The organism is Pseudomonas umsongensis (genome assembly GCF_012647205.1).
Taxonomy (GTDB): Bacteria; Pseudomonadota; Gammaproteobacteria; order Pseudomonadales; family Pseudomonadaceae; genus Aquipseudomonas; species Aquipseudomonas umsongensis.
Genome location: NZ_CP051487.1, coordinates 6,497,804 through 6,518,596 on the forward strand (window position 1 = coordinate 6,497,804; position 20,793 = coordinate 6,518,596).

General features: G+C 59.5%; 18 protein-coding genes. 10 read left to right on the forward strand and 8 right to left on the reverse strand.

The genetic code is table 11. The features are described 5' to 3' along the window. Positions 1–28: 28 nt before the first annotated feature. Positions 29–1,024 carry a hydrolase gene (locus tag HGP31_RS29485; RefSeq protein WP_033043051.1) on the forward strand — a complete coding sequence of 332 codons (996 nt, stop codon included), beginning with the start codon at positions 29–31 and terminating at the stop codon, positions 1,022–1,024. Positions 1,025–1,027: 3 nt separating this feature from the next. Continuing rightward, positions 1,028–1,858, forward strand: a complete 831-nt coding sequence (locus HGP31_RS29490) for an AraC family transcriptional regulator (RefSeq protein WP_168759081.1) — start codon at positions 1,028–1,030, stop codon at positions 1,856–1,858. A gap of 124 nt (positions 1,859–1,982) precedes the next feature. On the opposite strand, the gene HGP31_RS29495 is transcribed toward HGP31_RS29490, so the two are convergent. After that, positions 1,983–2,837, reverse strand: coding sequence for a sulfurtransferase (locus HGP31_RS29495; protein ID WP_168759082.1), 855 nt, complete (start codon positions 2,835–2,837; stop codon positions 1,983–1,985). A 48-nt stretch (positions 2,838–2,885) separates the two neighbouring features. After that, complete coding sequence (locus tag HGP31_RS29500; RefSeq protein WP_020797351.1) at positions 2,886–3,554, reverse strand: TetR/AcrR family transcriptional regulator; 669 nt, start codon at positions 3,552–3,554, stop codon at positions 2,886–2,888. A gap of 146 nt (positions 3,555–3,700) precedes the next feature. Here HGP31_RS29500 and HGP31_RS29505 point away from each other — a divergent pair, with 146 nt between their 5' ends. From HGP31_RS29505 to HGP31_RS29525, 5 genes are all read left to right on the forward strand, one after another. Next, positions 3,701–5,131: a coniferyl aldehyde dehydrogenase gene (locus HGP31_RS29505; protein ID WP_168759083.1), complete on the forward strand. Its 1,431-nt coding sequence runs from the start codon at positions 3,701–3,703 to the stop codon at positions 5,129–5,131. Positions 5,132–5,159: 28 nt separating this feature from the next. Next, positions 5,160–5,705, forward strand: coding sequence for a hypothetical protein (locus HGP31_RS29510; RefSeq protein WP_020797349.1), 546 nt, complete (start codon positions 5,160–5,162; stop codon positions 5,703–5,705). A 128-nt stretch (positions 5,706–5,833) separates the two neighbouring features. Beyond that, positions 5,834–7,429 carry a GMC family oxidoreductase gene (locus HGP31_RS29515; RefSeq protein ID WP_033043047.1) on the forward strand — a complete coding sequence of 532 codons (1,596 nt, stop codon included), beginning with the start codon at positions 5,834–5,836 and terminating at the stop codon, positions 7,427–7,429. 115 nt (positions 7,430–7,544) lie between these two features. Next, a complete protein-coding gene (gene coaD, locus HGP31_RS29520) occupies positions 7,545–8,024 on the forward strand; it encodes a pantetheine-phosphate adenylyltransferase (protein ID WP_008065062.1) in 480 nt (159 codons plus the stop codon). A gap of 172 nt (positions 8,025–8,196) precedes the next feature. Beyond that, positions 8,197–8,448 carry a YfhL family 4Fe-4S dicluster ferredoxin gene (locus HGP31_RS29525; RefSeq protein WP_003195146.1) on the forward strand — a complete coding sequence of 84 codons (252 nt, stop codon included), beginning with the start codon at positions 8,197–8,199 and terminating at the stop codon, positions 8,446–8,448. 78 nt (positions 8,449–8,526) lie between these two features. Here HGP31_RS29525 and mutM read toward each other — a convergent pair whose 3' ends face one another. Both mutM and HGP31_RS29535 read right to left on the reverse strand, forming a co-directional pair. Further along, complete coding sequence (gene mutM, locus HGP31_RS29530; RefSeq protein ID WP_020797347.1) at positions 8,527–9,339, reverse strand: bifunctional DNA-formamidopyrimidine glycosylase/DNA-(apurinic or apyrimidinic site) lyase; 813 nt, start codon at positions 9,337–9,339, stop codon at positions 8,527–8,529. A gap of 42 nt (positions 9,340–9,381) precedes the next feature. Next, positions 9,382–10,197, reverse strand: a complete 816-nt coding sequence (locus tag HGP31_RS29535) for an HDOD domain-containing protein (RefSeq protein WP_177326139.1) — start codon at positions 10,195–10,197, stop codon at positions 9,382–9,384. A gap of 231 nt (positions 10,198–10,428) precedes the next feature. On the opposite strand from HGP31_RS29535, the gene HGP31_RS29540 reads away from it, so the two are divergent. From HGP31_RS29540 to ilvD, 3 genes are all read left to right on the forward strand, one after another. Continuing rightward, complete coding sequence (locus tag HGP31_RS29540; protein ID WP_008065056.1) at positions 10,429–11,625, forward strand: class I SAM-dependent rRNA methyltransferase; 1,197 nt, start codon at positions 10,429–10,431, stop codon at positions 11,623–11,625. A 221-nt stretch (positions 11,626–11,846) separates the two neighbouring features. Beyond that, positions 11,847–13,076 carry a multidrug effflux MFS transporter gene (locus HGP31_RS29545; RefSeq protein WP_168759084.1) on the forward strand — a complete coding sequence of 410 codons (1,230 nt, stop codon included), beginning with the start codon at positions 11,847–11,849 and terminating at the stop codon, positions 13,074–13,076. A gap of 312 nt (positions 13,077–13,388) precedes the next feature. Next, on the forward strand, positions 13,389–15,230 hold the full coding sequence (gene ilvD / locus HGP31_RS29550) for a dihydroxy-acid dehydratase (RefSeq protein ID WP_033044264.1): 1,842 nt from the start codon (positions 13,389–13,391) through the stop codon (positions 15,228–15,230). A gap of 1,174 nt (positions 15,231–16,404) precedes the next feature. Here the strand turns inward: ilvD and HGP31_RS29555 are convergent. The 4 genes from HGP31_RS29555 to HGP31_RS29575 all read right to left on the reverse strand — a co-directional run bounded on the left by HGP31_RS29555 (position 16,405) and on the right by HGP31_RS29575 (position 20,672). Then, positions 16,405–17,022, reverse strand: a complete 618-nt coding sequence (locus tag HGP31_RS29555) for a hypothetical protein (protein ID WP_168759085.1) — start codon at positions 17,020–17,022, stop codon at positions 16,405–16,407. Continuing rightward, positions 17,019–18,476, reverse strand: coding sequence for a PAAR domain-containing protein (locus HGP31_RS29560; protein ID WP_240963513.1), 1,458 nt, complete (start codon positions 18,474–18,476; stop codon positions 17,019–17,021). Before HGP31_RS29560 ends, HGP31_RS29555 begins: the two co-directional genes overlap by 4 nt. A 304-nt stretch (positions 18,477–18,780) precedes the next feature. Then, complete coding sequence (locus HGP31_RS29570) at positions 18,781–19,068, reverse strand: DUF6124 family protein (RefSeq protein WP_168759086.1); 288 nt, start codon at positions 19,066–19,068, stop codon at positions 18,781–18,783. 548 nt (positions 19,069–19,616) lie between these two features. Further along, positions 19,617–20,672: an HAD family hydrolase gene (locus HGP31_RS29575; protein WP_020797342.1), complete on the reverse strand. Its 1,056-nt coding sequence runs from the start codon at positions 20,670–20,672 to the stop codon at positions 19,617–19,619. Positions 20,673–20,793: the final 121 nt, after the last annotated feature.

A 20,793-nucleotide genomic window follows, 5' to 3' on the forward strand; every position in this document is an offset into this window, starting at 1 on the left:
GAGAACGGATGTGCAACCCCGCCACACGATCACTGAACCGCCCGCCTTCAGACCAGCCTTCGGCCTCGGCAATCCGCACTTGCAGACCTTGTGGGGGCCGCTGTGGCGCAAAACCACCCACCTGCAACGCGAGCGTGAACGCCTGTGGCTCGAGGATGGCGACTTCCTCGACCTTGACTGGCATGGCCCGCACACTGTCGATGCGCCTCTGGTCCTGGTGTTGCACGGACTGACCGGTTCGTCGAATTCACCTTATGTTGCCGGCATACAGAAAGCGCTGGGCGACCAGGGCTGGGCCAGTGTCGCGCTGAACTGGCGTGGCTGCTCCGGCGAACCCAATCTGTTGCCGCGCAGCTATCATTCCGGCGCCAGTGAAGACCTGGCCGAAACCATCAGGCACCTGCGGGCAAAGCGTCCACTCGCACCGTTGTATGCCGTCGGTTATTCCCTGGGCGGCAATGTGCTGCTCAAGCATCTGGGTGAAACCGGCAGTGCCAGCGGCGTGCTCGGCGCGGTGGCGGTGTCGGTGCCGTTTCGCCTGGACCAGTGCGCCGACCGCATCGGCCAGGGTTTCTCAAAGGTCTATCAGGCGCATTTCATGCGCGAGATGCTGGCCTACATCAAGAACAAGCAACGCCAGTTTCAGCATGACGGGCGCGAGGAGGGTCTCGCGGCACTCGCTGCGCTGGGCTCGCTGGAAAACATGCGCACGTTCTGGGATTTCGATGGCCGGGTGACCGCGCCCCTCAATGGTTTCGCGGATGCCCAGGACTACTATCGTCGCGCATCGAGCCGCTACTTCCTCGGCGAAATCTGTACACCCACCCTGATCATTCAGGCTGCCGATGACCCCTTCGTTTTTCCCCACAGCCTGCCGCAGGCTGACGAGTTGTCAGCCTGCACGCAATTCGAATTGCAGGCCCGGGGCGGGCATGTCGGATTTGTCGATGGCTCGTTCCGCCAACCAGGGTACTACCTGGAGCGGCGCATTCCGCAGTGGCTGACTACCGTGGGACGCGGCTAGGCCATGGGCAACACCCAGGGCGAGTCCATCCACTTCTGGCAAACGGCGCCGTTAGACGGGATCGAGCTGTTGTCGGCACGCTACATCGAACACCGTTTCGCCCCCCATGTGCATGATGGCTATGTGATCGGCATGATCATGGCCGGCGCCCAGCGTTACCGCTATCGCGGTGCCGAACACCTGGCAGGCAGTGGCACACTGGTGCTGATCAACCCTGATGAACTGCACACAGGCCACAAGGGTACGGAAGACGGCTGGTTGTACCGGGCGTTTTATCCCGACAGCGAGCAGATTCTTTCACTGTTGGCCGAGCTGGAACTGCCGACCCATCACCTGCCGGCATTCGGCGCCACGCTGTATCGCGACCAGGACCTGGTCAACGGCTTTTGTCAGTTACATCGCTTGCTGGAAAGCCCCGCCACAGCCCTGCAGCAGCAGACTGCCTGGCGGGAGCTGATGCTGTCACTGCTGCAACGCCACGCAGCGGTTCCCGTTGCCGGCAAACCGGGCAAGGAGCACCGGGCAGTGACTTTGGCCAAGGAGCTGCTGCAGGCACAACTGGCGGCGCCGCCTTCGCTGGAAGAACTGGCGGCGACGGTGAACTTGTCGCCTTTCCACTTCGCACGGGTGTTCCGCCGCGCCACCGGCATGCCGCCACACACATGGCTGATGCAGCAACGCATCGCTCGGGCGCGGGCGTTGCTGCAGGGTGGTTGTTTGCCGCTGGACGTCGCGACACAGCTGGGGTTTGCCGACCAGAGTCATCTGAGCCGGCAGTTCAAGCAGGTGTATGGGGTTGGACCTGGAGCGTATCGCAGCGCGCGCCTTTATTAACGCTCAAGAAAACCCGTTACCCCTGTGGGAGCGAGCCTGCTCGCGAAAGCGGTGTGTCAATCAACTTATCAGTCGGCGGATATTTCGCTTTCGCGAGCAGGCTCGCTCCCACAGGGGGTAGGGCTTATTCGCCGGTGGCAACGCCCCGCGCAGGATCATTGATCCACTCACTCCACGACCCGGCATACAACGACCCCAACGGATAACCCGCCAGGCACAGGGCGAACAGGTTATGGCACGCCGTCACACCGGAACCGCAATACGCCACCAGATCGGCCGGCGAGCGCTCGCCGAGTTTTGCGGCAAACCGCTGCTTGAGCTGATCGGCTGGCAGGAAACGCCCGTCGCTGCCCAAGTTGTCGGTGAAGGCCGCACATTGCGCACCAGGAATGTGGCCGGCAATCGGGTCGATCGGTTCAACCTCGCCCTTGAAGCGCGGCAAGGCACGGGCATCGAGCAAGGTCAGCGCGGGTTGGGCCAGGCGCTCCTGCAACTGCTCGGCACTGAGGATCAGCGCGTTGTCCGGCACTCCGGTAAATGTGCCGCGGCTACTCGACGGTGGGTCCAGGCTCAGGGGCAAGCCCGCCGCGTGCCAGGCCTTAAGCCCGCCGTCGAGGATAAACACGCCGTCACGCTTGCCCAACCAGGCCAGCAACCACCAGGCCCGCGCTGCAAAGGCACCCGGACCGTCGTCGTACAAGACCACTTCGCTGTCGGCGTTGATGCCCCACGCCTGCAGGCGTTCGATCAAGTCCGCCGGCTCGGGCAATGGATGGCGCCCGGTCACGCCCTTGACCACTTTGCCACTCAGGTCGCGCTCAAGATCGGCAAAAGACGAGCCGGCGATGTGCCCTTGTGCGTAGCTGCGCTGGCCGTAATCCGGGTCTTCGAGAGCAAAACGACAATCAAGAATCACCAACCCCGGCTGGTCCTTTTTCAGGTCCAGTGCTTGCGGGCTGATCAGTTGCGCAATGGGCATAACGGGCTCCTGTGATGGGCTATTTTCGATCCTGCAGCATTCGTTATTTCATACTTCTTCCAATGCCTGGGCCAACGGCACGTAAAACTCTTCAAACAGCGCATCGACCGCGTCGCGAGCTTGATCCGTGACGAAACCCGCCTCCAGCACCAATACCTGGTACACGCCGCGCTTGATGGCTTGTTCGCTGAGGTGGCTGGAGTTTTCCCGCGTGGTGCACAAAAAACGCACCCAGGAGGTGAGGATGATCCAGGCATTGATCGTCAGGGACTCGATCTGCACCCGATCCATCTTCAGGATGCCGGCGGCAACAAAACCTTCGTAGATGGCGGCGCCCTGAATCACGCAGCGCTGGGAAAAGCGCCGGTAGCGGGCCGCCAGTTCCGGGTCACTGTCGAGCAAGTGCTCCAGGTCCCGGTGCAGGAACCGGTAGCGCCACATGGCTGACAACAGCTCCTTGAGGTAGAAACGCTTGTCTTCCACCGTGGCGGCGCGCCCCTGTGGCGGACGCAGGAAGCTGTCCACCAGGCTCTCATACTCACCGAACAGCACGGCGATGATCGCCTGCTTGTTAGGAAAGTGGTAGTACAGGTTGCCCGGAGAAATCTCCATGTGGGCGGCGATGTGGTTGGTGCTGATGCTGCGCTCGCCCTGCTGGTTGAACAGCTCCAGGCTGTTCTGCACGATGCGCTCGCTGGTTTTTATCCTTGGGGCCATGGCTTGAGCTTAAATTCAGAGTGCGATGAGGGGCATCTTACGGCCTATCCGCGAGCGATAAAACAAAGCGGTGCCGAGGATGGTATTTGACTTTTTAGAGTATAGACTCTAGAAATGCTCTCACTACAACAAATCCGGAGCCGACCATGACTGCTGACATTTCCTACCTGCAAAATCTCCAGCAGCCCCTGCAAGAGCTTCAGACCCTGTTCGACGCACAGCGCGCGGCCTATGCTGCCAACCCGATGCCGCCCGCGGCCCAGCGCCAGCAATGGCTCAAGGCGCTACGTGATTTGCTGGACAACGAACGCCAGACCTTGATCGATGCGATCAGCCAGGATTTCAGCAACCGCAGTGCCGATGAAACCTTGCTCGCCGAACTGATGCCCAGCCTGCACGGCATTCACCACGCCCGCCGCCACCTCAAGGGCTGGATGCGCGCGTCGCGGCGCAAAGTCGGTATCGCGTTTCAGCCGGCGTCGGCGAAGGTGGTCTACCAGCCACTGGGCGTGGTCGGGGTCATCGTGCCGTGGAACTATCCGTTGTACCTGGCCATCGGGCCTTTGGTCGGCGCGTTATCGGCAGGTAACCGGGTGATGCTCAAACTCAGCGAATCGACCCCGGCCACCGGTTTGCTGATCAAGGCGTTGTTCGCGCGAATCTTCCCCGAAGACCTGGTTTGCGTGGTGCTGGGCGAAGCCGATATCGGCGTGGCGTTTTCACGCCTGCCCTTCGATCACCTGCTGTTCACCGGCGCCACCAGCATTGGCAAACACGTGATGCGCGCGGCGGCGGAAAACCTGACGCCGGTCACCCTGGAACTGGGCGGCAAGTCCCCGGCCATTGTTTCCCATGACGTACCGCTCAAGGATGCCGCTGAACGCATCGCTTTCGGCAAGACCCTCAATGCCGGCCAGACCTGCGTGGCCCCGGATTACGTGCTGGTGCCGGAAGATCGTGTCGGCGCGTTCGTGGAGGCCTATCGACAGGCGGTTCGCGGTTTTTATCCGACCCTCGCCGACAACCCGGACTACACCGCGATCATCAATGACCGACAACTGGCGCGACTCAAGGGCTATGTCAGCGATGCCACCAGCAAGGGTGCCCTGCTGATTCCAGTGTTCGAGCAAGGCCAAGGCCGTCGCATGGCGCATAGCCTGCTGCTTAACGTCAACGACGAGATGACGGTGATGCAGGACGAAATCTTCGGCCCGCTGTTGCCGATCGTTCCCTACAAGCATCTGGACCAGGCCTTCGCCTATATCAACCAGCGGCCTCGCCCACTGGCGCTGTACTACTTTGGCTACGACAAGCGCGAGCAAAACCGTGTGCTGAACGAGACCCACTCCGGAGGCGTCTGCCTCAACGACACCCTGCTGCACGTGGCCCAGGATGACATGCCGTTCGGCGGTATCGGTCCTTCGGGCATGGGCCATTACCACGGACACGAAGGCTTCCTGACGTTCAGCAAGGCCAAGGGTGTGCTGGTCAAGCAGCGCTTCAACGCGGCGAAGCTGATCTATCCGCCCTATGGCAAAGCCATTCAGAAAATGATCCAGAAGCTGTTTATCCGCTAACGATAGCCACCGCCGGGTAATAACAATAATGCACCCAAGCCTGTCCGAAACACCCGCGCTGTCACGGCGCGGCCTGCTCAAATTCAGCCTCGGCGCCAGCGCCTTTCTTGCCACTGCCGGGTTGGGGGCCAGCCTCAGCGGCTGCTCATCGAGCGCGCCTGCCAGTGGCTTCACGGCACTGCGCAGTAGCGACCTGCTGTTTTTGCGCGCCCTTGTCCCAGTGATGCTCGACGGTGCAGTCACGGCCGCGAACATGCCGGAGGCTGTCGAGGGCACCCTGAAAAGCCTCGATTACAACCTCGACCACCTGTCTCCGGAAATGCTCAAGCTCACTCGACAATTGTTCGATGTGCTGGGCATGGCCGTGACCCGCGGGCCGCTGACCGGGATCTGGGGTAGCTGGGAAAACGCCAGTGCCGAGGATATCCGGCGCTTCCTCGATCGCTGGGAAAACAGCTCGTTGAGCCTGCTGCGCATGGGTCACAGTTCATTGCTGCAACTGGTGATGATGGCCTGGTATGGGCGCAAGGAGTCATGGGCGCATTGCGGGTATCCGGGGCCACCAGCGGTTTGAGACCGCGTCGACGCTTTCGCGAGCAGGCTCGCTCCCACAGAGATCGCGTACCCATGTGGGAGCGAGCCTGCTCGCGAAGGCGCCAGCTGCTTCACCACTTCATCCAACAATAAAAAGAGAACCCGAAGATGCCCGTACCCGACCCGTTCCGCGAAGGCATGGCCCGTGGCTGGAAAACCCATGATGGCTCGCAACTGACCCAGGACCTGACCCTCGAAGCGGATGTGGCGATCATCGGCAGCGGTGCCGGTGGAGGGACCACGGCCGAAATCCTCAGTGCGGCCGGCTACAAAGTGCTGCTGATCGAGGAAGGCCCACTCAAGACCAGCAGCGACTTCAAGTTGCTCGAAGACCAGGCCTACGCCAGCCTCTACCAGGAAGGCATCGGTCGCATGAGCAAGGATGGCGCAATCACCATCCTCCAGGGCCGGGCGGTGGGCGGCACCACGCTGATCAACTGGACCTCCAGCTTCCGCACGCCAGAGCCAACCCTGGAACACTGGGCCAAGGAACACAACGTGAAGGGCCACTCCCCTGCTGAAATGGCGCCCTGGTTCGAAAAAATGGAACAGCGCCTGGGCGTCGCCCCGTGGATGGTCCCGCCCAACGCGAACAACGAAGTGATCCGCAAGGGCTGCGAAAAGCTCGGTTACAACTGGCATGTGATCCCGCGCAATGTGCGCGGCTGCTGGAACCTCGGCTACTGCGGCATGGGCTGCCCGACCAACGCCAAGCAATCGATGATGGTCACGACCATTCCGGCCACCCTGGAAAACGGCGGCGAGCTGCTTTATCTGGCCCGCGCGGAAAAACTCATCATCAGTGGCGAGACCGTCACCGGACTGCACTGCGTAGCGATGGACGAGCGCTGTGTCGAGCCCACCGGACGCAGTATCAGGGTCAAGGCCAAGCATTACGTATTGGCCGGCGGCGGAATCAACAGCCCGGCGCTGCTGCTGCGCTCCGACGCGCCCGACCCGCACAAGCGGCTGGGCACACGCACCTTTCTGCATCTGGTGAACATGTCCGCCGGCTTGTTCGACGAAGTCATCAACCCGTTCTATGGCGCGCCACAGTCGATCTATTCCGACCATTTCCAATGGCAGGATGGCACCACCGGCAAGATTGGCTACAAACTGGAGGTTCCGCCGCTGCACCCGGCGCTGGCCGCCACCCTGCTGGGTGGCTTCGGCCAGGAAAATGCCCGGCACATGGCTGACCTGCCGCACACTCACGCCATGCTGGCGTTGCTGCGCGACGGATTCCACCCGGACAGTCCCGGTGGCAGCGTACAACTGCGCGGTGACGCTACACCAGTGCTCGACTACCAGATTTCACCCTACGTCTGGGACGGCTTGCGCCGGGCCTTCCACAGCATGGCCGAGATCCAGTTCGCCGGGGGCGCCAAGGCCGTGATGCCCATGCACGCCGATGCTCGCTACGTTAAAACCTTGGGCGAAGCGCGCACGCTGATCGACGGGCTCAATCTGGCGTTGTATCGCACGCGCTTGGGCAGCGCCCATGTGATGGGCGGATGCAGCATGGGCGAAGACCCGAAAAATGCGGTCACCGATAGCCTTGGCCGGCATCATCAACTGGGTAATTTGTCGATCCATGATGGTTCGCTCTTCCCCACCAGCATTGGCGCAAACCCGCAGTTGTCGGTCTATGGGCTGACGGCGCAACTGGCGACTTCCTTGGCTGAACGTTTAAAAAACCCGTGAAAAAGACGATTATTTCCATCGTCTATAGTGCTTTCTTACCCAACAGGCGACTTGGCCGACCGGTTAGGCTGCGATACCATCCGAATCCCCAACGCACTCCCGCCAGGACGACGCGATGAACCGAGTGTTGTACCCAGGTACCTTCGACCCTATTACCAAGGGCCATGGCGATCTGGTCGAACGCGCCTCGCGCCTGTTCGATCACGTGATCATTGCTGTCGCCGCCAGCCCGAAGAAAAACCCGCTGTTTCCCCTGGAACAGCGTGTGGAGCTGGCCCGCGAAGTCACCAAACATCTGCCGAACGTTGAAGTGGTCGGTTTCTCGACGCTACTGGCGCATTTTGCCAAAGAGACGAACGCCAATGTGTTCCTGCGTGGCTTGCGCGCAGTGTCGGACTTCGAATACGAATTCCAGCTGGCCAACATGAACCGCCAGTTGGCCCCGGATGTGGAAAGCCTGTTCCTTACCCCATCCGAGCGTTATTCGTTCATTTCCTCGACGCTGGTTCGTGAAATCGCAGCCTTGGGCGGTGATATCACCAAGTTCGTACACCCGATAGTGGCGGACGCCCTCACACAGCGCTTCAAGAAATAATCCTGATCCGTAGGAGCCGGCTTGCTGACAACGCGGTGCACCTGATGCACCGCCTTCGCCAGCAAGCCGGCTCCTGCAGTACGTCGTAGTTGCGTGCACCGCAGACGCCAATGCGGCACAATTAGCGCATTGATTTATTGCGCCCGGGCCTGCCGCCCCGGCTGGAGTTAGCATGTCCCTGATCATCACCGACGATTGCATCAACTGCGACGTCTGCGAACCCGAGTGCCCCAACGCCGCCATTTCCCAAGGCGAAGAAATCTATGTGATCGACCCGAACCTGTGCACTCAGTGTGTCGGCCACTACGACGAACCGCAGTGCCAGCAGGTCTGCCCGGTGGATTGCATTCCTCTGGACGAAGCCCATCCAGAGACTGAAGAGCAGTTGATGGAGAAGTACCGCAAGATTACCGGGAAGGCTTGAAAGATCGCAGCCTTCGGCAGCTCCTACAGAGATCGCATTCCCCTGTAGGAGCTGCCGAAGGCTGCGATCTTTTGCTTTTCAGGTCTGACACCGCGGGCAGAACACACTGGCGCGCTGCCCGAGCTTCACTTCCCGCAGGCCCGTGCCACAGACTTTGCAGTGCTCACCGCCGCGACCGTACACGAACAACTCCTGCTGGAAGTAGCCCGGCTGCCCGTCCCCGCCGATAAAGTCGCGCAATGTGGTGCCGCCGCGCTCGATGGCAGCCGCCAGGATGCGCTTGATCTCGATCGCCAGTTTCAAGTACCGCGCCCGGGAAATACTCTTGGCTTCGCGACGTGGGTCGATACCGGCGGCGAACAGCGCTTCGGTCGCATAGATATTGCCAACGCCGACCACCACCGCGTTGTCCATGATGAACGGCTTGACTGCCATCGAGCGCCCGCGGGACTGCTGGAACAGCCGCTCGCCATCGAACAGGTCGGTCAATGGCTCCGGCCCCAGGCGAATCAGCAGCTCATGATTGAGCGGATCGAGGCTCCACAGCATCGCACCGAACCGTCGCGGGTCGGTGTAGCGCAAGGCCAGGCCCGATTCCAGCTCGATATCCACATGCTCATGCTTGGCCGCCGGCAGGCCGGCTTCGACCAGGCGCAAATTCCCCGACATCCCCAAATGGCTGATCAAGGTACCGACCTCGGCATTGATCAACAGATACTTGGCTCGCCGCTCCACCAGTACGATGCGCTGGCCGGACAAGCGCACATCGAGGTCTTCGGGGATTGGCCAGCGCAGACGGCGATCGCGCACGATCACCCGGCTGACACGCTGGCCTTCCAGGTGCGGCGCAATCCCGCGGCGGGTGGTTTCGACTTCTGGGAGTTCAGGCATGGTGCTCTCGGATCAGGCGCTCGGTGAGAAGAGGTTCGCCGTTCAGCGGTGAGTGCCGAGGTCGCGAATCGTTTGCTTGAGGGTTTCGAAATCGTAATCCGAGAGGCCCACGTAATCGAGCACCAAATGCCCGATGCTGTTCCACTCGTGGTCTTCGGGCTGGCTGCCCAGCACCCGGTAGGACGCACAAATGTGCTCGGCCATTTTCAGGATCGCCAACAGGTTTTTCAGGGCGCTGTTGCGCGACGACTCATCGCTGAATATCGCCAGGGCATTGTGATGATTGGCGATCGCGGCAGACACGTGATCCGGCAGGCGCCAGGATTTGGCCGTGTAGTACCCGACCACGGCATGGTTGGTGTTGAATGCCTGGTTCTCGGTGTCCACCACCCGGCATTCGGGGCCGGCGTTGGCATAGGCCTGTTCCAGCACGCTCATATAGTTTGGGAACCGCTGCAGCATCAACGGCACGCCGCAGTCGTGGAACAGTCCCAGGGCATAGGCTTCATCGCCGGCCTGGGCGCCAATGCGCTTGGCCAGGGTCAGGCAGGTCATCGCCACGTCCTGGGCAGTATCCCAGAACCGGTTCAAGGTAACGATGGTGTCGTCGTTCATCTCGCCCTTGATCGACTGCGCGTTGATCAGGTTGATGATCGAACGGCTGCCCAGCAGATTCACCGCGCGCTGGATCGAGGCGATCTTGTTGCTCAGGCCGTAATACGGCGAGTTGACGATTTTCAGCAGGGAGCCAGAGAGGCCCGGGTCCTGGGAAATCAGCTTCGCGATCACATCCAGATCCGGGTCGGGCATGTACTGCTCCATCTGCAGATCCACCATGATCTGCGGTTGGGCCGGCACACTGATGCCTTGCAAGGATTGCTGGATTTGTTCGGCGGTAAGCTCTTGGGACATAAGTACACACTCTGGGTCAGGCGCGGATTCTAACTTTTCTGGATTGGATCCGACACCTGGGCCAGTGCGCCGATTGCAGTTTCATCTGGTCCAGGCCTGACTCACCGCATGTCCACCCACCGCGCCGTGGGCTTGCGCAACACGGTATACTCCCGCTCTTTTTTCCGGAGCGACGTCATGTCCCTGCCTAGCCTGCGCCTCAAAGCCAACGCCGACCGTCGCCTGCGCAACGGCCACTTGTGGGTCTACAGCAACGAAATCGATGTAGCCGCTACACCTTTGCACGGTTTCAAGGCCGGCGACCAGGCGATCCTCGAAGCCGCTGGCGGCAAGCCACTGGGCATCGTCGCCATGAGCCCGAACAACCTGATCTGTGCGCGCCTGCTGTCGCGCGACATCAAGTTGCCACTCGACAAGTCACTGCTGGTGCATCGCCTGAATGTGGCCCTGTCGCTGCGCGATCGCCTGTTCGACAAGCCGTTCTATCGCCTGGTCTACGGTGATTCCGACCTGCTGCCAGGCCTGGTGGTCGACCGTTTCGGCGACATCCTGGTGGTGCAGATCGCCTCGGCGACCATGGAAGCCCATAAAGACGACGTGATCGCAGCGCTGACCCAAGTGCTCAAGCCAAGCGGCATCCTGTTCAAGAACGACTCCGCCGCCCGTGATGCCGAAGGCCTCAACCGCTATGTCGAAACCGTGTTCGGCCTGGTGCCGGAATGGGTTGCGCTGGAAGAGAACGGGGTGAAATTCGAAGCGCCGGTTATCCAGGGCCAGAAAACCGGTTGGTTCTACGACCACCGCATGAACCGCGCACGCCTGGCGCCATACGCCAAGGGCAAGCGCGTGCTCGACCTGTACAGCTACATTGGCGGCTGGGGCGTTCAAGCGGCTGCATTCGGCGCCAGTGAAGTGTTCTGCGTCGACGCCTCGGCCTTCGCCCTCGACGGTGTCGAGCGCAACGCCGCGCTGAATGGCTTCGCCGAGAAAATGACCTGCATCGAAGGCGACGTGTTCGAAGCCCTGAAAGAGCTCAAGGCCAGCGAAGAGCGCTTCGATGTGATCGTGGCCGACCCGCCTGCCTTCATCAAACGCAAGAAAGACATGAAGAACGGCGAAGGCGCCTACCGCCGCCTGAACGAACAAGCCATGCGCCTGCTCACCAAGGACGGCATCCTGTTCAGCGCCTCCTGCTCGATGCACCTGCCGGAAGACGACCTGCAGAACATCCTGCTGACCAGCGCCCGCCACCTGGATCGTAATATCCAGATGCTGGAGCGTGGCGGCCAAGGCCCGGATCATCCGGTGCACCCGGCCATCCCGGAAACCCGCTACATCAAGAGCATCACCTGCCGGTTGCTGCCAAACAGCTAACAACACCAAACCACTGTAGGAGCGAGCATGCTCCGGGCGGCGTTCCGACGATGGTCGCCAACGATAACGCGGGGAACCTGTTGCCCCGCGGCGTACTCGGGTTCATCGCGAGCATGCTCGCTCCTACAGTAGATTCAGAACTGTCCTACGCCTCGATGCATTGACTTCCCCCCACATCAAGCCAACTCTCGACCACCCCTCACGGACCGAGTGCGCTGTCGATGACCCCTGCCCCGCAGACCGCGAAAAAATCGTCGCTCATCCTGCTGTTGATGACCATGACGCTATTGGGCGTATTTCCGCTGGACGTCGTCCTGCCGTCTTTTCCCGCCCTGTCTGACTACTTCCAGACCTCAGCGTCCGACATTGCCCTGTCTGTCAGCCTGTTCGCCATCGGCTTGGGGATATCCGTGGTGCTGGTCGGACCGCTGTCGGATTTATGGGGGCGCAGGCAGCTTCTACTGATCGGTATCGCCATCTCGGTAATCGGTGCAGCGGGCTGCGTGATGACTCCGGATTACGGCTGGTTCCTGGTGTTTCGCGTTGTCCAGGCAATTGGCTGTGGTTCCTTCGTGCTATCGCAGGCGCTGATTCAGGACCTGTTCGTCGGCAGGGAACAGGAGCGCCTCAGAATCTGGATGACCACCGCAGGCGGCGTCTTCATTTCCCTATCACCACTACTGGGAACATGGCTGCAAATGCATCTGGGCTGGGAGGGCAGCTTCTTTGTCTTTATCGGGCTGGCGGTCATTGTCTGGATAAAGGCTGGCGTTTTGCTCAAGGAAACCCCACGTAATCGTGCGTCTCCCGGCCGCTTTTTCGCCGCCTACTGGCGCCTGTGTTCCGACCCACGCTTCATGGGTTATTGGCTGATTTCCGCCCTCGCCTTCGCCTGCCATTTCTCGTTCATCGTCATCTCGCCGATCATTTTCATGGAGCGCCTGGCACTCACGCCCTACGAATTCGCCTGGGTAATGCTGCTGTACGGCGCTGCCTACATAGTTGGCGGGATAGTCGCCAGTGCGCTGCATCGGCGCCTGCAGGCCAATACGCAGATCATCGTCGGCCTGGGACTGATCGCGCTGTCGGGGTTGGTCATGCTGTTGCTGGCCAGCCAATTCGGGCTGGCGGCCGCAGCCGTGCTGATACCGATGCTGATTTGTACTGCCGGCACTACTATTGCCCGCCCCATTGCCAACTCCAAAGCCATGACCCTCCACCCGCAGGATGCAGGCACATCCACTTCGGTCGGCGGTGTGATGATCTTCTTGTGCGGCGGCGTGATCAGCCTGGTGATCAATCTCGCGTCTGAAGACCTGACGACGGCCCTCGCCTCGTGTTTCCTGATCTTGAGCATTGCAGGACTGGGGCTGAACACGTTGATCGGGCGGCCGCCGTCCTGTAGGAGCGAGCTTGTCGAATCGTCGCACCGTCGCGATAGTCGTCAATGATAATGCTGGAGACCTGACACCCCGCAGCGCTCTCAGGTTTTTCGCGAGCATGCTCGCTCCTACAAGGGGCTGTCCGTGCGTCTTGTGGATGCTGACTGCATACGTGCAGGCATTCCCTCCAGCCGCCAGCCGTGTAGAATCGCGACATTCATCGCCAGTCATCCCCGGCGGGTTTATGAGCTCAAGCTGAAGCGCGCGGCGATCCCGCAAAGTTATCGGCAACTTCCGGACACCCGGCCATTTCTGAGTGTTCCAGACGTCAATAGAAGCTCACTTCCCTTTTGATACCTGATTAGCCGCCCGGAGTGCTTCATGCCTGATTACCGCTCGAAAACATCCACCCACGGCCGCAACATGGCCGGCGCCCGCGCACTGTGGCGCGCAACGGGGATGAAAGATGACGACTTCAAAAAACCGATCATCGCCATTGCCAACTCATTTACCCAGTTCGTGCCGGGCCACGTGCACCTGAAAGATCTGGGGCAACTGGTCGCCCGCGAAATCGAACGCGCTGGCGGCGTGGCAAAAGAATTCAACACCATCGCCGTCGACGACGGCATCGCCATGGGCCACGACGGCATGCTGTATTCGCTGCCGAGCCGCGAGATCATCGCCGACTCCGTCGAGTACATGGTCAATGCCCACTGCGCTGACGCCATCGTCTGCATCTCGAACTGCGACAAGATCACCCCTGGCATGTTGATGGCCTCCCTGCGCCTGAACATCCCGGTGATCTTCGTGTCCGGCGGCCCGATGGAAGCCGGCAAGACCAAACTGGCCAGCCACGGTCTCGACCTGGTCGACGCCATGGTGATCGCCGCCGACTCCAGCGCTTCTGACGAGAAGGTTGCCGAGTACGAGCGTAGCGCCTGCCCTACCTGCGGTTCGTGCTCCGGCATGTTCACCGCCAACTCGATGAACTGCCTGGTCGAAGCCCTGGGCCTGGCACTGCCGGGCAACGGTTCGACCCTGGCCACCCACAGCGACCGCGAGCAGTTGTTCCTGCAGGCCGGCCGCACCATCGTCGAGCTGTGCAAGCGTTACTACGGCGAGAACGATGAGTCGGTGTTGCCGCGCAACATCGCCAACTTCCAGGCGTTCGAAAACGCCATGACGCTGGACATCGCCATGGGCGGTTCCACCAACACCATCCTGCACTTGCTGGCCGCCGCCCAGGAAGCCGAGATCGATTTCGACCTGCGCGACATCGACCGCCTGTCCCGTCACGTGCCGCAACTGTGCAAGGTCGCGCCGAACATCCAGAAGTACCACATGGAAGACGTGCACCGTGCGGGCGGGATCTTCAGCATCCTCGGCTCGCTGGCCCGTGGCGGCCTGCTGCACACCCAGCTGCCGACCGTGCACAGCGGCAGCATGGAAGAAGCCATCGCCAAGTGGGACATCACCCAGACCAACGACGAAGCCGTGCATCACTTCTTCAAGGCGGGTCCTGCGGGCATCCCGACGCAAACCGCGTTCAGCCAATCGACCCGTTGGGACACCCTGGACGACGACCGTGAAAACGGCTGCATCCGCAGCGTCGAGCACGCCTACTCGCAAGAAGGCGGCCTGGCCGTGCTGTACGGCAACATCGCCCTGGACGGCTGCGTGGTGAAAACCGCTGGCGTCGACGAGTCGATCCACGTGTTCGAAGGCAACGCGAAGATCTTCGAAAGCCAGGACAGTGCCGTACGCGGCATCCTCGCTGACGAAGTGAAGGAAGGCGACATCGTCATCATTCGCTACGAAGGCCCGAAAGGCGGCCCGGGCATGCAGGAAATGCTCTACCCGACGTCGTACCTGAAATCCAAAGGCCTGGGCAAAGCCTGCGCCCTGCTCACCGACGGCCGTTTCTCCGGCGGCACCTCGGGCCTGTCCATCGGCCACGCATCGCCTGAAGCGGCTGCCGGCGGCGCGATCGGCCTGGTGCAGGACGGCGACAAAGTGCTGATCGACATTCCAAACCGCTCGATCAACCTGTTGGTCAGCGATGAAGAACTGGCCGCGCGCCGCGTCGAGCAGGACAAGAAAGGCTGGAAACCGGTTGAAGTGCGTCCACGTAAAGTGACCACGGCGTTGAAGGCTTATGCCCTGCTGGCGACCAGTGCCGACAAGGGTGCTGTGCGTAACAAGGCGATGCTTGATGGGCTGTAAGGCTTAAGCGTTGAACGAAAAATACCCCGCCATGTGCGGGGTATTTTTTTGGATCAATTATTAGCCGATCATATCTCCCTTGGCACTTCTAACTTTTCATATCAAAACAACCTATAAAGCAAAGATCCTCATTCGCCGGTGCGAGAGCTCCGCGCAACTTGCCACAGGTAGTGAAGCGCTAACAATGTCGGCCCAAGAACTACCGCATCAAACCACATCTTGCTACTATGGTGGGTTAATGAATATATCAGCACGGGAAATATTACAACCAAACCTATTATTAACATTACTGATATAACCAACCTGCGACACGGCCTGAGGCCACTAGGCCAGTTGAACGACGCCAAAACAAGCCCGATAGTTCCCAGCCATGCGAGTGTGCTTAGCAATATGCCAAACACGTCACCAAACATCGTAAAAAACAGACTGAGCAGAGCTAACCCAACAGCAGGCAGAACACCTCCAACCAAATATATCGCTGACCAAAGAATGCGTACCATCATGTACATCTACTCCATTAAAGTAACTCGCCAAGTTAAATATTCTGACCTCATCGCACGCCCCGGCCTGGATGCGGTCGTCGGTAGGCCGGCGATAAAGCGATGGAAAGCCCCGCCATGTGCGGGGTATTTTTTCCAGCAACTATTCAGTGCCTCTAACTTACCAGCGTATTCCGAAGGAATATTCAGAACCGAGTCATAAGTCAGATTCGCTATTCGCAAGAGCTAGATGTCCGCAACATCTCTCCCAGATAGAGGAGCGCCAGTAATGTGGGGCTAATCAATGCCACGTTAAACCAGATATTACTACCGGGCTGGGTCAGTGAACCTATTAGCGGAATGGAGATAGCTATTAGCCCCATCATTAGCATTAGCGATATAATGCGTCTGCGGTAATACACCGCAGCACTAGGTCTATTCAGCGCAGCCAGAGCAAGCCCCGTAGTTCCCGACCAGGCAAGTATGCCTATTATTATTCCGAGGGCTTCACCAAACATCATTAAGTACGAGCTTAGCAGGGCCAATCCAAAAGCAGGTAAGACACCTCCGATTAGATACATAACTGGCCAAAGGATACGTAACACCACGTATATTTACTCCATTAAAAAATCATCGAGCTGAATAAAGTCTCGACCTGATAGGTTTCCGCCTTCCTGAGTTCCTCGATGCGCGAGTCAAGGATTTACCCACGGCCTGGCAACTTGTAGCTTGATGAGATAACGCTCCTCTGTGGGACGCTTGTCGTCTCTAAAGCGATTGACCACCAACATCACCTGATACTGATTACCCGCTTGCCAGGTAGACGTGCCGCCTTTGTTCACGTCTCGCAATCGGGCCCGCCATTCGGAAGTGTCAGCAAAGGGTGGGTCGTCGTCGATCCGAATGGGTATCCAGCCACCGTGGCGCCATTGCGCCTGCAAATCCAGCACGACCTTGAGGGTATCGTCGAGTAACAGCGGCTCGATTTGCGGGGACATGCGCAGACTTCTGACTAACCCATCACGATCGAAACTAACCGTGAAAAAGCGAGCCAACGGGGTCAAAAATCCGAATTGATCGTCGATAAAACGCAGGCGTGCGTCGGACTTGGGAGTGTTGAACCAGGAGTACCCTGGAAAAGCCGGATCAATGGCCGCGCTGGAGCGCAGGCGCATGGCTTCCCAAGGTTCGCCGATCACTAGCGCAATTTCCGGGTCATCCGATAGCGCTCGCATAACCGCCATTGTCAATAGAGCCGCGACTGCAATGGCCAAAACCTTCCGTCGCCATTTCATACGTCGCAGCAGATTCATCGCACGCCCCGGCCTGCGGCTATATCGAGAATCGCCTGCTCGATCAGTTGGCGATCAGAGCGCCGTAGAAGCTCATCAAATTGCTCCGCGGCCTTGAGTACGAAGGGCATGCGCTGATGGATGTCGGCCAGGTTGGCAAAGTAACCGCTGCTGAAACCAACTGTACGTCCGTCTTCGCTGGGACGGCACTGGCTGGCCAGGGTCAGTTCGACGGCTGCAGCGCCGCCGGACGGTAAGTTCGTAACATAAGAAAACTGATTGCCAAGCAGCAAAGCCACCAGATTCAGGTCACTGTACATTGCTGGCTGCAGGATGTTCCTTTGTTCATGTTCTGCAAGAAAAACAACACTTTCGACGATGTTGCCTGCATCAATAGCCTCGAAGGCTTGCAGGATTTCATTGTGAGCATAACCAAATTTCACATTCTTCTGCTCGATCGGCCACAGGACTGGGTCCTGATCATGACCATAAATTTTTTGACGAGAGCCCAGGCAAGTCTTGAGCGCCCACAACCCTCGCTCTTTGTAAAAAGCATGTAGCGGAAACACATCCAAAAACAGCGTGGTATTGCCCAGCGCCAGCATGTCGTGTACGAACTGGAGTTGCTTCTGCACAAACGACAATGACTCACCCTCATTCCTCTTACCGCCAGGAAGCGGGTTGTTGCGGCGGGCTTGTTCGTACTCTTGCCGCGCTTGCTCACTTCGTTGAGCGCTCTGCTGCCGTTCACGCTCGCTTCGCTTGTCGAACAACCCGGAGAATCCTCTCCTGATTGCATCCTTCCAGCGTAATTGCGCGTCATGTTCAACCTGGATCTTGTCAATCGAATCAGTGGCATGCAACAAGCCACAACCCACCTGCTTGGAGGCGAAGGCCGCGAGTCCAGCCCATTGGAAACGCTTATCCTCCAGCCACAATCGGGCGTACGCCGCATTGATCGCGCGATTGCGCGCTTTTGGGTCGGCGATCAGGATGCCGCCCGGTGCCACGATGGATTCGGCTATTTGCTGATAGCTGCGCCAAAGGTTCTGGCAGACCTGTCCCGATTGTTCGCCGTAGCTCGCTGCAGGACGGACGCTGGAGGGAATTGGTTCGGTTGTCGGCTGGCGAGCTTCGACCGGTGTGGCGGATTGAGCCGCGGCTCGGGCAGGCGATGCAATGTTGCCGCCTTCGATTGTTTGGCATCTGATGGTCTGATTGGCAATCAACTTGGGCGATGGATCGCACTTGCACTTGCACAGGTCGCCGTCGAGGGCGGGCTTGCGCCCTTCCCACTCCTCCGACAGGCGTGGGCCGACGCAGATGATTGTCCCGGTGCTGTCGCATTCTGGACATTTGACTTGATCGCCTTCGCGGGCCAGATTCTGGCCATTGATGCTGCCTCGATGCCAACCGCTTACGACTGTGCCGCCGACGGTGGTTTTGGCCCCGACTGTGATGTTGTAGCGCTTCATGCGAAATGTGTCCTTGTCAGATCGAAAGGACGAAAGCTAGAAGAGTCGAAGTGGAGGAAGAATCAGACGCTTCTTTGATTGATGTAGGGCATTTCTGAAATGGGGCTGGATGTGGTTGTCGGTATGCTGGAGATAATGCGAGGGAATGCCCCGCCAGGTGCGGGGCTGATCGTTCCCACGCTCTGCGTGGTAATGCCTCAAGGGACGCTCTGCGTCCAGTGACGCGGAGCGTCACGGGCTGCATTCCCACGCAGAGCGTGGGAACGATCAACTCGGCCAGGTGCGGGGCATTTTTTTGCCCGCGTTATTGCTGTGGGTCGAGGTTATCCAGCGCCTGGTTTACTGCCAGTTCGCCCAACATGATGAGCTGGGTAATTCCCAGCATCGTGCTGCGTTGAGAGCCTTCCAGCAGGCCGGCGAAATCGCTGGCCATGACGTTGGCCGAGGCGAGGGATTCGCAGGCGTGGGCCAACAGGGTTTCGGTGTCGAGGCCGGGGGCGATGATGAATGTTCGGCTGGGTTTGTGCGGGGTGGCGTTGATGCGGGCGGACAGGTTGTCAGTGTCCGGTGGGTCGGGGGTAATTTTGAGCATTGATGGAACTCCGGGTGAAAAAAAGGAGCCATCACCCTCGCTACCAAACGAAGGGTGGCGGCCATACGCAGGTTGGTAGACCGGTCACCAGGAACCCGGCGCGTCCGAAGATGCCCTGCGCATGGCCACCATATGAGCAGAGACAGAAACGAACCCTGCAACGGGTGGCGCAATGCGCCGAGGTGAACACGGGCTACCAAACCCGATCACTGATTTTCAGTGACGCGGAAACGATAGAATCCGGCACCCAGACGCACAAGTCGGCGGATTCTGAAGTAGTCGTAGTCCGTTGCGCAAGAATGCGCAGGTTGCGACTGTAGGAAGAAGTTGATCGAACAGAGGCTTTCATTGCCCCGACTGACCTCATCGCGAGCAGGCTCGCTCCCACAATGGATCAGCTTTGCACACTGGATTGGGAATAACACCGATCAAATTGTAGGAGCGAGCCTGCTCGCGATGGACGACAGAGCGCCGCGGGGTATCAGGCAGCCAGCGTCATCGTTAACGACCATCGCGAGCAGGCTCGCTCCTACAGTGAATCAAAGGTCTTACTGGATTTCTGCAGGTGTGACGACCACCCAATTTTTGTCCGCCGTCACCGGCAGCCCTTCCTTGGCCTGGGCCGCGGCGTTCTTGGCCATCATGCCCTGGATCTGGGTCATGTACTTGTCCTTGCGGTTGACCCACAGGTGGATGCCGCCCTTGGCCACGTCAACGCCGTGGAACAGCATGTAGCCGTCGCTGGTCGGGGTATCGCCACCGACCAGTACCGGTTTTTTCCACTCATCGATGTAGGTCAGGATCGCTGCGTGCTTGCCGGCCATCCAGGTCGCCGGGGTCCACAGGTATGGCGTCAGTTCCAGGCCGAGGTTGGCCTTCTCGTCATATTTGCCAGCGGTGATCTGCTTGCGCGCAGTGGTCAGTTCGCCGGTCTTCTGGTCCTTGAGCAGCATCGACACGCCGATCACGTTCTGCGGTTTGACGTTGTAGCCGTACTTCGGATCGGCCGCGACCATGCGCACCAGCTCTTCCGAGGCGGCGGTCATCACATAGACCTCGATACCGTTCTCCATCAGCTTGTTGTAGAGCTCTTGCTGGCCGGTGAAGATTTTCGGTGGGTTGACGTCGAGTTTCTTGACCACGTCGCCTTCGTAATAGGTGGCGGGCACCGGTTTGCCAGAGGCCATCAACTCATCGACGTAGCCCTTGAGTTCCTGGAGCGTGAAGCCTGAAAACACTTGGGCGACCCATGGATAGCAGACCATGTCGTCGAGTTCACAGAGGCGGTAGTAGTAACTGAACAGGCTTTCCTTGTGGTCGGCGGTGTCCTTGAACGGCATCAGTTTCAGGGAGGGGTCGAGTTTGTCGCGGGTGATCAGGCCTTTGTTTTCCATGAACGGCAGCAACGACTCTTCGAGGTCGTAGCGGTAACTGGTGTTGTCCATGTCGAACACCGCGTAGTTACCTTTGTTGGCATTGGCCGCGATCATCGCATCCAGTGCCTTGGCCTGATCGGCGGGCCAGTGTTTCAGATCCGTGGCGAACACCTGGCCGACGAGGCCAAGGCAAAGAGCTGCAGCCAGTAATTTCGGTGCGAACTTCATCCTCATATCTCCCTGATTGAAAGACATCGACGCTAACAAATACCTGTGACAGTCCTCATCCGTCAGCGACCGTCAACGTACCTTTCGCGCCAGTCACATTCTCAAAAGCGACATGCGCTTA

What these genes read in the sequence shown, in the direction of transcription:
- HGP31_RS29490 (WP_168759081.1), top strand. Translation starts at nt 1,028, where the DNA reads ATGGGCAACACCCAGGGCGAGTCCATCCACTTCTGGCAAACGGCGCCG.
- HGP31_RS29495 (WP_168759082.1), bottom strand. Translation starts at nt 2,837, where the DNA reads ATGCCCATTGCGCAACTGATCAGCCCGCAAGCACTGGACCTGAAAAAG.
- HGP31_RS29500 (WP_020797351.1), bottom strand. Translation starts at nt 3,554, where the DNA reads ATGGCCCCAAGGATAAAAACCAGCGAGCGCATCGTGCAGAACAGCCTG.
- HGP31_RS29505 (WP_168759083.1), top strand. Translation starts at nt 3,701, where the DNA reads ATGACTGCTGACATTTCCTACCTGCAAAATCTCCAGCAGCCCCTGCAA.
- HGP31_RS29510 (WP_020797349.1), top strand. Translation starts at nt 5,160, where the DNA reads ATGCACCCAAGCCTGTCCGAAACACCCGCGCTGTCACGGCGCGGCCTG.
- HGP31_RS29515 (WP_033043047.1), top strand. Translation starts at nt 5,834, where the DNA reads ATGCCCGTACCCGACCCGTTCCGCGAAGGCATGGCCCGTGGCTGGAAA.
- coaD (WP_008065062.1), top strand. Translation starts at nt 7,545, where the DNA reads ATGAACCGAGTGTTGTACCCAGGTACCTTCGACCCTATTACCAAGGGC.
- HGP31_RS29525 (WP_003195146.1), top strand. Translation starts at nt 8,197, where the DNA reads ATGTCCCTGATCATCACCGACGATTGCATCAACTGCGACGTCTGCGAA.
- mutM (WP_020797347.1), bottom strand. Translation starts at nt 9,339, where the DNA reads ATGCCTGAACTCCCAGAAGTCGAAACCACCCGCCGCGGGATTGCGCCG.
- HGP31_RS29540 (WP_008065056.1), top strand. Translation starts at nt 10,429, where the DNA reads ATGTCCCTGCCTAGCCTGCGCCTCAAAGCCAACGCCGACCGTCGCCTG.
- HGP31_RS29545 (WP_168759084.1), top strand. Translation starts at nt 11,847, where the DNA reads ATGACCCCTGCCCCGCAGACCGCGAAAAAATCGTCGCTCATCCTGCTG.
- ilvD (WP_033044264.1), top strand. Translation starts at nt 13,389, where the DNA reads ATGCCTGATTACCGCTCGAAAACATCCACCCACGGCCGCAACATGGCC.
- HGP31_RS29555 (WP_168759085.1), bottom strand. Translation starts at nt 17,022, where the DNA reads ATGAATCTGCTGCGACGTATGAAATGGCGACGGAAGGTTTTGGCCATT.
- HGP31_RS29560 (WP_240963513.1), bottom strand. Translation starts at nt 18,476, where the DNA reads ATGAAGCGCTACAACATCACAGTCGGGGCCAAAACCACCGTCGGCGGC.
- HGP31_RS29570 (WP_168759086.1), bottom strand. Translation starts at nt 19,068, where the DNA reads ATGCTCAAAATTACCCCCGACCCACCGGACACTGACAACCTGTCCGCC.
- HGP31_RS29575 (WP_020797342.1), bottom strand. Translation starts at nt 20,672, where the DNA reads ATGAAGTTCGCACCGAAATTACTGGCTGCAGCTCTTTGCCTTGGCCTC.